This window comes from uncultured Sutterella sp. (genome assembly GCF_937923675.1).
Lineage (GTDB): Bacteria > Pseudomonadota > Gammaproteobacteria > Burkholderiales > Burkholderiaceae_F > Sutterella.
Window position 1 is genome coordinate 1 of record NZ_CALDXB010000013.1, and the last position, 12666, is coordinate 12666.

Genomic DNA, 12666 nt, shown 5'->3' on the forward strand with positions numbered 1-12666 from the left:
GAGTATCTGGCTACGAACCAGAGGGTCGTGGGTTCGAATCCTGCCTGGCGCACCATTTCAATTAAAGCGCATTGGAAATTGGAGCAGCTGTGATGAACAGTTGCTCTTTTTTATTGCCATTTGAAAATGTATGTCATGCTATCTGGTTCTCCTCTGTACACGGTTCTGAATAAGCCTGAAAATCAATTTGCTTAAAAAATAGGCAAATTCGTAACTGCATGATTCCTTTGCGAAGAAAGCATTTGTGCACTTTTTGATGGGGAGTTATGCACATTTTCTGTGGAAAACCTTCCTCCCGGGCCTGTGGACAAGTGTCTCTTTTCGAGTGGCATTTCATGCCGAAACGCCCTCTGCTGCAAATGATTCCGGCTTTAACAAATGAAAAGGTTCCGCTTCTCTTATGAAGTCGGAACCTGTGTGGAAATCTTGCTGTGCGTAAAGTGCGTTCAGAGGGGGCGCCGGGACCATTCCTCGAACTCAACCCGCCATGGCCGGCGAGCGGTCGGAAACAGGATTTTCAAAACTGATTTTCTGAATTTTGCCCGGGGTATGGTCGGGAACCACGTATCGCCTTCGAAATCCTGATCGATCCTTGTGAGCCAGATTTTGTCCGCAATCGGCATCGCCTGACGATAGATTTCACCGCCGCCGAGCACAAAAATGCGCTCCGCATCGCCGGCAGCCTCGATGGCTTCAGAAAGCGACCGGACAACAAGCACGCCCTTCGGGAGAGAGAGGCGTCTGCGCGTAATGACGATGTTGAGGCGTCCGGGCAAGGCTCTTCCGATCGATTCCCAGGTCTTCCGCCCCATCAGGACGGGCGAGCCGTAAGTCGTCTTCTTAAAGAACGCGAAATCCTCAGGGATGCGCCAGAGAAGGCGGTTCCCGCCTCCGATGACGCCGTTTCTGGCGGCTGCCGCTATCAGTTCAATGGAAGCCATCTGCAGGTCTCCTGGTAGGAATTCAAAAGGTTGGAATCGCCTTACACCGCGACCGGCGCCTTGATGGCGGGCCAGGGGTCGTAGCCTTCGAACGAGAAGTCTTCGTATTGATAGTCAAAGAGCGATGCAGGGCGACGCGCGATGACGAGCTTCGGATAGGGACGGGGCTCGCGCGAAAGCTGCAGCTTCGTCTGTTCGACGTGGTTGTCGTAAATGTGGCAGTCGCCTCCCGTCCAGACGAAGTCGCCGGGCTGCAGATCGCACTGCTCGGCAATCATGTGCGTGAGAAGCGCATAGCTCGCGATGTTGAAGGGAACGCCGAGGAACATGTCGCAGCTGCGCTGATAGAGCTGGCAGGAAAGCTTCCCGTCCGCCACATAGAACTGGAAGAGGCAGTGGCAGGGCGGAAGCGCCATTTTGGAGAGCTCCGCGGGATTCCAGGCCGTCACGACGAGACGGCGTGAATCGGGCGTCTCGCGGATGCGCCTGAGGACATCCGAAATCTGATCAATCGTGCCGCCGTCCGGAGTCGGCCACGAGCGCCACTGATGACCATAAACGGGACCGAGGTCACCCTTTTCATCCGCCCACTCGTCCCAGATCGTTACGTTGTGGTCGTGCAGGTATTTGATGTTGGTCGAGCCCGAGAGGAACCAGAGGAGTTCGTAGATGATCGAGCGCAGGTGGAGCTTCTTCGTCGTCACGAGCGGAAAGCCTTCCGAGAGCGGAAAGCGCATCTGGCAGCCGAAAAGCGACCGGGTGCCGGTGCCGGTTCGATCGGACTTATGGGTCCCCTTTTCAAAAATCTCCCGAAGGAGCGTTTCGTACTGATTGGATGCCATCAGCTCCTCCGCTCGAAAAAACGAAAACGCTGATTATAAGGTTGCGGAGTCGGGCGACGCACGTGAAGAAAAAAGCGCTCCCACGGGATTTTGCCCGGAGAGCGCTTCGAAGCTTCAGAGACCCGGAAAGCGGCGCTTCCCGGGCTCATGCGTCATGAGGTTATTCCTCAACGATGGTCTTCACCTCAACGCCGTACGAGTCCTTGACGGTCGTATGGATGTTGAGCAGAGCCACCCAGCGGCGTAGCACGCCGATGATCACGAAGAGCATCAGAACCATGATGAGCGCGGAGAGGAAGGCAAGCAGCATCTGGCTGTTGGGAAGGTACTGGTTGAAGATCAGCCAGAGACCGGCCCAGAACGTGATGATGGTCATCAGGATGCCGGGAACGCCCGTCACCCAGGCGTACTTCACCTTGTTCATGCGCATGATGACGGTCGTGCCGATCAGGAGCGTCACGGAGGCGAGAAGCTGGTTGCAGATGCCGAAGAGCGGCCAGATCGAACCGATGTCGCCCGACCAGACGAGGTAGCCCCAGGTACCCGTAAAGATTGCCGAGGTGATCACAATGCCGGGCCACCATTCCTTGTCGCCGAACTTGGGCCAGACCTTGCCCATCATTTCCTGCAGGAAGAAGCGGCCCACGCGGGTGCCGGCGTCAACAGCTGTCAGGATGAAGACCGCCTCGAACATGATGGCGAAGTGATACCAGTACGCCATCAGGCTTTCCATGAACGGAATCTTCGAGAAGATGTGAGCCATGCCGACGGCAAGCGACACCGAGCCGCCCGGGCGGGCCATCAGGCTTTCCTGAACTTCAGCCTCGAGCTGCGGGAGTTCGACGACGGACATGCCGAGCTTGGCGAACTTGTCGGCCGGAGCGTTGATCGCGAAGTAGTCGGCAGGAACGAGGACGCAGGCGGCAACGAGAGCCATGATGGCGACGAAGCCTTCCATGAGCATGGCGCCGTAGCCGACGAAGAGGACGTCCTTTTCATTGCCGATCATCTTCGGGGTCGTGCCCGTGCCGATCGTGGCATGGAAGCCCGAAAGCGCGCCGCAGGCAATCGTGATGAAGAGGAACGGAATCACCGGGCCGCCGATGATCGGGCCGCCGCCGTGGATGAATTCCGTGAGGGGCGGCATGTTGAAGTTGGGCATCACGAAGGCGATGCCGATCGCGAGCGCGCCGATCGTGCCGATCTTGAGGAAGGTCGAGAGATAGTCGCGCGGCAGGAGCAGGAGCCACACCGGAAGGACCGAGGCAAAGAAGCCGTAGATCGGGATGAGGAGGCTCATCTCGGGCTTGTCGATGTCAAGGAAGCCGAAGTATTCAGGGTGCGAGGCAACCCACGGACCCGACAGAATGCAGAGGAAGAGGAGCACGACGCCCATGATCGTGGCGCCCGAAACATCGCCCTTGCGCCAGACCTGCATGTAGAGGCCCATCAGAATGGCGATCGGAATGGTCGCGGCCACGGTGTAGGTCGACCAGAGCGAGTTGTGCATCGCGTTGACGACCGCAATCGAAAGACCCGCAAGCGTGAGGATCAGAATCGCGAGCACTGCACAGGCGGCAACGCGGCCCGTCGTGGAGTCGATTTCCTGGCTCGCAATGTAGGCGAGCGAATTGCCGCGGTGACGTACCGAGCAGAAGAGCACGACCATGTCGTGCACGCCGCCCGCGAGAACGCAGCCGATCAGAATCCAGAGCAGGCCCGGGAGATAGCCGAACTGCGCGGCAAGAACGGGCCCGAGAAGGGGACCGGCGGCAGCAATAGCGGCGAAGTGGTGGCCGAAGAGAACGTACTTGTTCGTCGGCACATAGTCTTTGCCGTCATCAAAGCGCACGGCAGGGGTTTCGCGGGCGGCATTGATGTTGAGCACCTTCTGAGCAATCCATAAGCCGTAGAAGCGGTATGCGATTGCAAAGATGCATAGAGCGGCGAATACGATGGTGAGTGCATTCACCCCGTTCAGCGTTTCCATAACGATCTTTTCCTTTGGTTGTGGATGGGACAACGCCAGAGGGAAAAGAACCGTCGCTTTCGAGTGAGTGATGAGGAATGAGCCTCGCTCAGACTTCGCCAAAAGAGGTAATTATTATCGTAATCCCCTAGAGGTATTCGCTCTTATCGAAAACAAGCAGACTTTTCGTAGCGTCTAGCCGAAGTTTACCCATCAGCCGCACTGTAAGCGAAGATGTCAGACCGTTAGGAATTCAATTTTTATTGATAAAAGGCCATGGCAATAGGCATTTGCCCTCAAATCCTCAGGCCTAGCCGTACCTCCTTACAGGTAAGGCATATATAGGTCGGAAAGCTTAAGCGACTCTGCCTTTCCGGAGAAGACGCCGGACCAGCCGATCATGAGCTGAATGTATTCAGCGGGATCCGCCTGAGCACCTTCCGTTTTGATTTTTTCCTGATGAATCGAGAGGCGCGAGAGCGAGGCTTCAAAAGCCTGAAGCGCCGCAGCAACGACATCGTGATCCGGAGAAAGCGACGGATTGCTCTCCTTTCCCGCCTCGGCAAGCGACCGGGCAAGAACCTCCGGCATGGCCTTTCTCAGGTGCGCTGCGAGCCTCACGCCCGCCCAGCCGTTAGGCTCCACCCGGTCGGGGCCGGCCTTTCCTTCGAGAATGGCGCAGAGATCATCAAAGAATTCTTTATGCTGCTCAGCGGCCTGTGCGGCATCCGGCGCTTCCGGCGTATGCGTCCTCAGCCATTCATCCTGCAGGTGAGCGATGCCGAGCTCCTCAAGCACCAGAAGCATCGTGCTCTGATCGGTGAGATCAACAACGCCGTAAGGCCTGACTTCATTGACGGGAGGAAACTGCTGCATAAGGAAATGTCGCTCAATTGAATAAAGCATCACGCACTGCCGCTCAAATGAGGTTCTTTCCTCATTCCGGCAGGCAGGAGGATTTTAACGGGAGGAATGCGCCAAAAATCTTAATTGAGCGTATCGACCGCCTCATCGGGCAGATCAAAGACTTCAATGCCTTCCGCGCGCAGGTCCGCTGCTTCGAGCGGAGTGCAGGTGCCGCGCACAAGCTTTTTCGGAACGCTGCCTTTTTCCATGTTCCGCACCGTTTCCGGGAAAGCTTCCCCGACATCCTCGGCTTTCCTTGCGACCTCGCGCATAATGCCGAGCGCCTGCGCTCTCAGCGCCTCCCCGAGCTCGCGTGCTTTCCGGGCGTCTCTCGCCGCGAGATCCTCTTCAACATCGCTTCTCGTCGTTCCTTCCACCGGCCGAATCTTTGCTGCCGACGGGAGCTTCCGAAGATTCACATCGCCGCATGCAGGGCAAATTTCCGGCAGGTCTTCCGCGTTGTCGCTGCGGATCCACGCCTCGAAAACGTGACCGTTTGCACACTGAAAATTAAAGATTTTCAAACTCATAGAAGGATATCGCCGGAGGGAAACAAAGCCCGGATTCTTCGCCGCAGGAAGAAATTCAGCCCGTTATCGGGAAAAAACTTGACAAATTAAAAAGGAACATGCTACATTCCGCTTCCTCAGTTCAGGGCACTGCCCTCGCGATTCGATACCCAATCACCACGGGCCGGATCAAGCGTCTGAGGACATTCATGGAAGGATGGCAGAGTGGTTGATTGTACCGCCCTGGAAAGGCGGCATACGGAAATTCCGTATCGAGGGTTCGAATCCCTCTCCTTCCGCCAGAATTGCTTATCTTGATGAGCCGGTCTCATCAAGGCGCGCGAAGCGGGCGTCGTATAACGGCCATTACCTCAGCTTCCCAAGCTGATGACGAGGGTTCGACTCCCTTCGCCCGCTCCAGACGAAAGACGTCAAGCCCGACAGAAAGTTCTGCCGGGCTTTTTTGTTTTCCGTGCGACGAAGACTGACGTTCTGCGCGGCTACAATTTTTCTCGCTTCCCGATCTTCCTTTCCTCTCACGGGTGAACTTTATGGCCGCAAGAAATCGTCTGATTACGCTTGATACCGAAACCACGGGCCTCAATGCCAAAGGCGGCGACCGCATTATTGAAATCGGCTGCGTGGCGCTCGACGGCCGCGTCATGAAGAGCACCAAGGAAAACCACCTTCAGATCTTCATCAATCCGGAGCGCGAGGTGCCCGAGGACGCCGTCGCCATTCACGGCATCACGACGGAATTTCTTGCCGACAAGCCTAAATTCGCTGAAATTGCGGATAAATTCCTCGACTTCGTCCGTGATTCAACCCTCGTCATCCACAATGCCGCATTCGATACGGGCTTCCTCAACATGGAGCTCGAACGCATCGGGAAAGGCCAGATCGAGGACTACTGCGACGTCATCGATACGGTGAAGCTCGCCAAGAAGCTTCTCCCCGGACGCGCCGTGAGCCTCGACGCGCTCTGCCGCTACTACGAGATCGACAACTCCAATCGCACGCTCCACGGGGCGCTCCTTGACGCGGAGCTGCTTGCCGAGGTCTACATTTCTCTCACCCGCGGGCAGGACACGCTCACGCTTGTGAATGAAGACATCGACAATCTTCCCCCGATGCCGAAGGAGGAGGACTGCGTCATCATCCGCGCCACTGCAGAAGAGCTTGCTGAACACAACCGCATCCTCGACATTGCCGAAAAGAAGTCCAAAAGCACTCCTGCCTGGCGCCGGGAAGCGGTTGAAGCGGCGCCTGCGGAATCCGCATCCTGAGCGCATCTTTTTGTCGACCAAATCCGCCAATAGCACGGCCATTCTCGCGCTTTAATCGCATGAATCCTCAAGGAAAACCATCGTAATTCCGGTTGGGACAAGAAGAGACGACATTGCTCAGAGAGCGAAGCCGGCCCCCCGCTATGATCCCCGGAAATATGATCCGGTTTATCCGCCAGCGACGGACATCCGGAATACGAACGAGAAACCACTTCCGGAGATTCAGTCATGCAGTTCAAGAATTTTGTCGTCTGCGCCTGTGCAGTTGCCTGCGGTCTTGCCGCTTCGATCGGTGAAGCCCGCGACCTGCTGCGCGTCGGCACTGAGCCCACTTTTGCGCCCTTCGAATTCCTTGATACGAAGACGAAGGAATACACGGGCTTCGACATGGATCTCATCCGCGCGGTGGGCGACAAGGCGGGCTACGACGTCGAAATCCTCAACATGGGCTTTGACGCCCTCGTTCCGGCCGTCATGACGGGCACGATCGACGTGATCGCCGCGGGCGTTTCCATCACGCCCGAACGCCAGAAGCGCGTCGACTTCACGACGCCCTACTACACGTCCGGCCTCTCGATGCTCATTCAGAAAAAGAACGTCGGAAAGTACAAGACCTTCGACGATCTGAAGAACACGAACCTTGCCGTTCAGATCGGCACCACGGGCGCTGAAAAGGCGAAGACGATCCCCGGCGCCAAGGTTTCCAGCTTCAATACCACGAGCGAAGCCTTCATGGACCTGATGTCCGGCAACTCCGACGCCGTCGTGCTCGACCGCCCGGTGCTCGCCTACTACCTCAAGAACCAGGAGCGCGCCGCGAAGGTCCTCACGATTCCGCCCTACATTGCCGATGCAGAGAGCTTCGGCTTTGCCGTGAAGAAGGGGAACACCCAGCTCCTCGAGAAGCTCAACAAGGCCTATGCAGACCTCAAGGCTTCGGGCGAAGTCGATAAGATCTACAGCAAGTGGTTCCAGGAATAATCCTTCGGACGCCGCTCGCGCGCGCCAGCAAGACCTGTCAGGGAAGTTCCTGAGACAGGCATTTTCCCGGCATCGACGTTCTTTTCGCGAACGCGATGCCGGCGTCATATAGAATGCCGCGGCCGGACCAAAGCCGGAAGCTGAGCTGCTTATCCTCAGGCACGCTTCAGCTCGCTGCGTCAACCTGAGTCCGGATGAACCTTCATCCGTTTTTCCCACAGCCGGCGGACCTCCGGCACTGATCAGTCTCTATAGAAACACCATGGAATTTGATCTCTCCCTCATTGCCTCGAGCTTCCCGCTCCTTCTGCGCGGCGCAGGCCTCACGCTTGAAATCACCGCGCTCTCCGTAGGCATTGGTCTGCTTCTCGGCCTTCTGCTCTCGCTCCTGCAGCTCTCGAAGAGCCCGTTCCTCAGCATTCCCGCGAAGGTCTACGTCGACTTCATCCGCGGCACGCCGCTCCTCATTCAGATCTTCATCATCTACTTTGCGCTCCCCAACATCGTGGGGCACCGCATTGATCCTTATGTGGCGGCCGTTGCGGCATGCTCGCTCAACTCGGGCGCCTACATTGCGGAAATCTTCCGCGGCGGCATTCAGTCGATTTCGCTCGGCCAGTACCGCGCCGGCCTCTCGCTCGGCATGACGAACACGCAGACGATGCGCTACATCATCCTTCCGCAGGCCTTCAAGCGCATCATCCCGCCGATGGGCAATGAATTCATCGCCATGCTGAAGGACTCCTCGCTCGTTTCCGTCATCGGCTTTGAGGAACTCACGCGCTCCGGCCAGCTCATCATTGCTGAAACCTACGGCACGCTTGAAATCTGGACCTGCGTTGCGATTCTCTACCTCGTGATGACGCTCACCATTTCGCGCTTCATCTCCTGGCTCGAAAAGCGCTTCCGCAAGTCCGACGATCGTTAATACTCAACAAAATTCCCGTCTCCGGGCGTCATGATGAAAAAACAATGCATTTTGCTTGCATGGCGCCCGTGAGGCAGATAAAATGCCCGCTTTCACGGCTCGAGTCACAACGCTCGTGTCCGCAAGTTTTACCATCTCTTTGACAGGAATATCCATGTCTGAACTGACCAAGTCTGAGATCGTTGCCAAGTTCCAGCGCGCCGAAGGCGACACTGGCTCTCCCGAGGTCCAGGTGGCCCTTCTTACGGCCCGCATCAATCACCTCACGGATCACTTCAAGGTCCACGCCAAGGATCATCACAGCCGCCGCGGCCTGCTCCGCATGGTTTCGCGCCGCCGCAAGCTCCTTGACTACCTGAAGCGCACCGATCTTAACGCCTACCGCAAGCTGATCGACACGCTCAATCTGCGCAAGTAAGCTCGAAGAGATTCTCAAGACAACGGCCTGCCGATTTCGACAGGCCGTCGTCCTATCTGCCAACCCCGTCTGATCGTTGACGAAAACCCCTCATCTTCCTGCCTTCCACCCCAAGCGCGTTGCGATTTGAGCACTTACTTTTCTCAAGCCGTGAATGCTCAAACCGCAGCGTGCCGGCGATTCGAATCCGAACCGCCGGCGAAAGCGGGAAGAAATGGAACGTCAGCGAAAAGACATCCTCCCAGAGAAATAAGGAAGCATTACTCATGACGATGTTCAATAAAGCAACGCAGTCCTTCCGGTTCGGCAATCACGACGTCACGCTTGAAACCGGCGAAATCGCCCGTCAGGCCACCGGCGCCGTCGTCTGCCGCATGGACGACACCGTGGTTCTCGCCACCGTCGTCTGCAAGAAGGAAGCCAAGCCCGGTCAGGACTTCTTCCCGCTCACCGTCGACTACATTGAAAAGACCTACGCGGCCGGCCGCATCCCCGGCGGCTTCTTCAAGCGCGAAGGGCGTCCCTCTGAAAAGGAAACCCTCACGAGCCGCCTCATTGACCGCCCGATCCGCCCGCTCTTCCCGGACGGATTCTTCAATGAAGTACAGGTCATCATTCACGTTCTCTCCGCCGACCCGCAGGTTGATCCGGACATCCCCGCGATGATCGGCACCTCCGCCGCTCTCGCCATTTCCGGCATTCCCTTCCGCGGCCCGATCGGCGCCTGCCGCGTGGGCTACATCAACAACGAGTTCGTTCTCAACCCGACCACTGAAGAGCTGAAGACCTCGCGCCTCGACCTCGTCGTCGCCGGCACGGAACGCGCTGTGCTCATGGTTGAATCCGAAGCCGACATCCTTCCGGAAAAGACGATGCTCGACGCCGTGATGTTCGGCCACCGCGAAATGCAGACGGCCATCAAGGCGATCAATGAACTCGTCGCGAAGGCCGGCAAGCCCGCCTGGGACTGGCAGCCGCCCGCCCGCAATGAAGCGCTCATCGCCCGTGTGACCGAGATCTCCAACGAAGGCCTCCACGCCGCCTATGCGATCCGCTCGAAGCAGGCCCGCAACGACAAGCTCCGCGAAGTCTATGAACTCGTCGAGAAGACGCTCGCCGCCGACGCCGAAGCCGCCGGCACCGAAGCGCCCGACATGAACGAAGTTCACGGCATTCTCTTCGAGCTCGAAGCTCATCTCGTCCGCTCGCAGATTCTCGCCGGCGAACCCCGCATCGACGGCCGCGACACCCGTACGGTCCGCCCGATCGAAATCCGCCAGGGCGTGCTTCCGCGCACCCACGGCTCCGCCCTCTTCACCCGCGGCGAAACCCAGGCACTCGTCACGACGACCCTCGGCACGAAGCAGGATGAGCAGATCATCGACGGTCTCTGCGAAGAATCGCACGACCGCTTCATGCTCCACTACAACATGCCCCCGTTCGCCACGGGCGAAACGGGCCGCGTCGGTTCCCCAAAGCGCCGCGAAATCGGCCACGGCCGTCTTGCCAAGCGCGCTCTGAAGGCTGTTCTTCCCTCTGCTGAAGACTTCCAGTACACGATCCGCGTTGTTTCCGAAATCTGCGAATCGAACGGCTCCTCCTCGATGGCTTCCGTCTGCGGCGGCTGCCTCTCGATGCTCGATGCCGGCGTTCCGCTGAAGGACTACGTCGCCGGCGTCGCGATGGGCCTCATCAAGGAAGGCAACCGCTTTGCCGTCCTCACCGACATCCTCGGCGACGAGGATCACTTGGGCGACATGGACTTCAAGGTGGCCGGCACGGAAAACGGCGTGACCGCGCTCCAGATGGACATCAAGATCGAAGGCATCACGGCTGAAATCATGCAGGCTGCCCTCGCGCAGGCGCATGAAGGCCGTCAGCACATCCTCGGCCGCATGCACGACATGGCCGGCGGCGGCGCGAAGGAGCTCTCCGACTTTGCTCCGCGCATGGTCTCCTTCAAGATCAATCCGGAAAAGATCCGCGACGTGATCGGCAAGGGCGGCTCCGTGATCCGCGCGCTCACCGAGGAAACCGGCACGACCATCAACGTTGAGGACGACGGCACCGTCACGATCTCCTCGCCCGATATGGCCCGCGTTGCTGCTGCCCGTAAGCGCATCGAGGACATCACGGCGGAAGTTGAAGCCGGTCAGATCTACGAAGGCACGGTCACGCGCCTCCTCGACTTCGGCGCCATCGTCCAGCTCCTCCCGGGCAAGGACGGGCTCCTCCACATCAGCCAGATCGCCAACGAGCGCGTCAACGCCGTTTCCGACTACCTGAAGGAAGGCCAGAAGGTCCGCGTGAAGGTCATCGAAGCCGACGAGAAGGGCCGCGTTCGTCTTTCCATGAAGGCGCTTCTGCGCGATGAAGGCGCCCAGCAGCAGTAACGTTTGACTCCGGCGGGAAGGGAGCTTTTTGATCCTTCTCCCGCTGCAAATGTCTGCAGCGCCTGCAGCTTCAAGCCGGCCCTGCGTCTCAATAAAGACGCACGCCGGCTTTTCCACGCATAAGCCCCGCCGGGGACAAAGAAGCTAGAATTATTCTTTATCCCCTGCGGAATCCGGGAATTTTTCCCGCTTTAGAGAGACTACGAATACTTCATGCGCGAACGAATCGTCATAGCCAACTGGAAGATGAACGGCAGTCGGGAAGCCAATGCCCTCTGGGTTAAAAACTTCCTTGCGGAACCTGTGCGCCTTTCCTGCCGCACGGTTGTCTGCGCGCCCTTCATTTATCTTCCCGGGCTCATCGAAGCCTGCCGGGACACCTCGATTGAAATCGGCGCCGAAGACGTAAATGAAAATTCCTCCGGCGCCTTCACGGGCGAAGTCTCTGCGGCGATGCTCGCGGACTTCGGCATTCGGTTCGCCATCGTCGGCCACTCCGAAAGACGCCGCCTTTACGGCGAAACGGACAACCGCGTCGCCATGAAGGCCGTTGCGCTCGTGAAGAACGGCATCCGTCCCGTCATCTGCGTGGGCGAAACGCTCGAGGAACGCGAGCGCGGAGAAACGCCCGCCGTCATTCTCCGTCAGCTCAATGCCGTCCTCGCTGTTCTGAAGCCCGAAAGCATCGGCGCAATCGCCTATGAACCCGTCTGGGCGATCGGCACCGGGAGGTCTGCTGATCCGGCAACGGCTCAGACCGTCCATGCCGGCATCCGCGCGCGCCTCGTGCAGGCGGCTCCGGAAGCGGGCAAGCTCACGCCGATTCTTTACGGCGGCAGCGTCACGCCTGAAAATGCAGCTTCGCTCTTTGCCGAAGCCGACATTGACGGCGCGCTTGTCGGCGGCGCCTCTCTCAACGCACAGAGCTTCTACAGCATCGGCGAGGCGCTCTCTGCGGCCAGACCCTGATTTCACCCCACTTTTTTCCAAGCATTAAAGGTTTAGAGAACCATGCACTTCCTGCTCAGCATTGCGCTTGTTCTGCAGATCATCTCAGCCGTCGTCGTCATCGTCCTCGTGCTGATGCAGCACGGCAAGGGCGCCGATCTCGGCGCAGCCTTCGGCAGCGGCGCCTCCGGCTCCGTCTTCGGCGCCACGGGCAGCGCGAACTTCCTCTCGCGCTCCACCGCCATTGCCGCTACGGTCTTCTTCTGCTCCACCATTGCGCTTACGCTCGCCTCCGGCGCCTTCAACAAGCGCGCCTCCGTCCCCCAGGGCGGCGTCCTTTCGACGGTCGAGCAGCCGGCATCCCAAGAACAGGGGATGCCCAACAATCAAAATAATGCCCCCGTCAATCAAATTCCGAGGTAGAATTCTTCTCCTCTGCTGATGAACACCTCAGTTCAAAAACAAATCAGCAGAGAACAACTTGAAGGGCCGCGGTCGTGGCGAAATTGGTAGACGCACTACTTTGAGGGGGTAGCGGAGCAATC

Annotated in this window: 12 protein-coding genes and 2 tRNA genes; 9 read left to right on the forward strand and 5 right to left on the reverse strand. The window is 58.3% G+C overall.

All coding sequences use genetic code 11. The features are described 5' to 3' along the window. Nucleotides 1-446: 446 nt before the first annotated feature. The 5 genes from Q0106_RS01055 to Q0106_RS01075 form a co-directional block, all read right to left on the reverse strand. Entirely contained in the window at nucleotides 447-941 is a 495-nt protein-coding gene (locus Q0106_RS01055; protein ID WP_297607736.1) for a dihydrofolate reductase, read from the reverse strand. A gap of 41 nt (nucleotides 942-982) precedes the next feature. Beyond that, complete coding sequence (locus Q0106_RS01060; RefSeq protein WP_297607739.1) at nucleotides 983-1783, reverse strand: thymidylate synthase; 801 nt, start codon at nucleotides 1781-1783, stop codon at nucleotides 983-985. A gap of 160 nt (nucleotides 1784-1943) precedes the next feature. Continuing rightward, a complete protein-coding gene (locus Q0106_RS01065; protein WP_297607742.1) occupies nucleotides 1944-3773 on the reverse strand; it encodes a carbon starvation protein A in 1830 nt (609 codons plus the stop codon). A 303-nt stretch (nucleotides 3774-4076) separates the two neighbouring features. Beyond that, the gene (locus Q0106_RS01070) at nucleotides 4077-4628 is read right to left on the reverse strand and encodes a hypothetical protein (protein WP_297607745.1); all 552 of its coding nucleotides are present in this window, start codon (nucleotides 4626-4628) and stop codon (nucleotides 4077-4079) included. 110 nt (nucleotides 4629-4738) lie between these two features. Next, nucleotides 4739-5188, reverse strand: a complete 450-nt coding sequence (locus tag Q0106_RS01075) for a DUF1178 family protein (RefSeq protein ID WP_297607747.1) — start codon at nucleotides 5186-5188, stop codon at nucleotides 4739-4741. Between the two features lie 190 nt (nucleotides 5189-5378). Here Q0106_RS01075 and Q0106_RS01080 point away from each other — a divergent pair. From Q0106_RS01080 to secG, 9 genes are all read left to right on the forward strand, one after another. Further along, nucleotides 5379-5469 (forward strand) — tRNA-Ser (locus Q0106_RS01080). A 43-nt stretch (nucleotides 5470-5512) separates the two neighbouring features. After that, nucleotides 5513-5587, forward strand: a tRNA-Gly gene (locus Q0106_RS01085). 131 nt (nucleotides 5588-5718) lie between these two features. Beyond that, entirely contained in the window at nucleotides 5719-6453 is a 735-nt protein-coding gene (gene dnaQ, locus Q0106_RS01090) for a DNA polymerase III subunit epsilon (RefSeq protein ID WP_297607750.1), read from the forward strand. Between the two features lie 228 nt (nucleotides 6454-6681). Next, nucleotides 6682-7434, forward strand: coding sequence for a basic amino acid ABC transporter substrate-binding protein (locus Q0106_RS01095; protein ID WP_297607753.1), 753 nt, complete (start codon nucleotides 6682-6684; stop codon nucleotides 7432-7434). A 262-nt stretch (nucleotides 7435-7696) separates the two neighbouring features. Beyond that, nucleotides 7697-8362, forward strand: a complete 666-nt coding sequence (locus tag Q0106_RS01100) for an amino acid ABC transporter permease (RefSeq protein ID WP_152157841.1) — start codon at nucleotides 7697-7699, stop codon at nucleotides 8360-8362. Between the two features lie 148 nt (nucleotides 8363-8510). After that, entirely contained in the window at nucleotides 8511-8780 is a 270-nt protein-coding gene (gene rpsO, locus Q0106_RS01105; protein ID WP_139689139.1) for a 30S ribosomal protein S15, read from the forward strand. A 266-nt stretch (nucleotides 8781-9046) separates the two neighbouring features. Beyond that, nucleotides 9047-11173, forward strand: a complete 2127-nt coding sequence (gene pnp / locus Q0106_RS01110) for a polyribonucleotide nucleotidyltransferase (protein WP_297607757.1) — start codon at nucleotides 9047-9049, stop codon at nucleotides 11171-11173. Between the two features lie 213 nt (nucleotides 11174-11386). Further along, entirely contained in the window at nucleotides 11387-12142 is a 756-nt protein-coding gene (gene tpiA, locus Q0106_RS01115; RefSeq protein ID WP_297607761.1) for a triose-phosphate isomerase, read from the forward strand. Between the two features lie 42 nt (nucleotides 12143-12184). After that, nucleotides 12185-12544 carry a preprotein translocase subunit SecG gene (gene secG / locus Q0106_RS01120; protein ID WP_139687805.1) on the forward strand — a complete coding sequence of 120 codons (360 nt, stop codon included), beginning with the start codon at nucleotides 12185-12187 and terminating at the stop codon, nucleotides 12542-12544. Nucleotides 12545-12666: the final 122 nt, after the last annotated feature.

Excerpts from the sequence above, each read along its gene's own strand:
- Q0106_RS01055 (WP_297607736.1), bottom strand. The coding sequence starts at position 941 with ATGGCTTCCATTGAACTGATAGCGGCAGCCGCCAGAAACGGCGTCATC.
- Q0106_RS01060 (WP_297607739.1), bottom strand. The coding sequence starts at position 1,783 with ATGGCATCCAATCAGTACGAAACGCTCCTTCGGGAGATTTTTGAAAAG.
- Q0106_RS01065 (WP_297607742.1), bottom strand. The coding sequence starts at position 3,773 with ATGGAAACGCTGAACGGGGTGAATGCACTCACCATCGTATTCGCCGCT.
- Q0106_RS01070 (WP_297607745.1), bottom strand. The coding sequence starts at position 4,628 with ATGCAGCAGTTTCCTCCCGTCAATGAAGTCAGGCCTTACGGCGTTGTT.
- Q0106_RS01075 (WP_297607747.1), bottom strand. The coding sequence starts at position 5,188 with ATGAGTTTGAAAATCTTTAATTTTCAGTGTGCAAACGGTCACGTTTTC.
- dnaQ (WP_297607750.1), top strand. The coding sequence starts at position 5,719 with ATGGCCGCAAGAAATCGTCTGATTACGCTTGATACCGAAACCACGGGC.
- Q0106_RS01095 (WP_297607753.1), top strand. The coding sequence starts at position 6,682 with ATGCAGTTCAAGAATTTTGTCGTCTGCGCCTGTGCAGTTGCCTGCGGT.
- Q0106_RS01100 (WP_152157841.1), top strand. The coding sequence starts at position 7,697 with ATGGAATTTGATCTCTCCCTCATTGCCTCGAGCTTCCCGCTCCTTCTG.
- pnp (WP_297607757.1), top strand. The coding sequence starts at position 9,047 with ATGACGATGTTCAATAAAGCAACGCAGTCCTTCCGGTTCGGCAATCAC.
- tpiA (WP_297607761.1), top strand. The coding sequence starts at position 11,387 with ATGCGCGAACGAATCGTCATAGCCAACTGGAAGATGAACGGCAGTCGG.
- secG (WP_139687805.1), top strand. The coding sequence starts at position 12,185 with ATGCACTTCCTGCTCAGCATTGCGCTTGTTCTGCAGATCATCTCAGCC.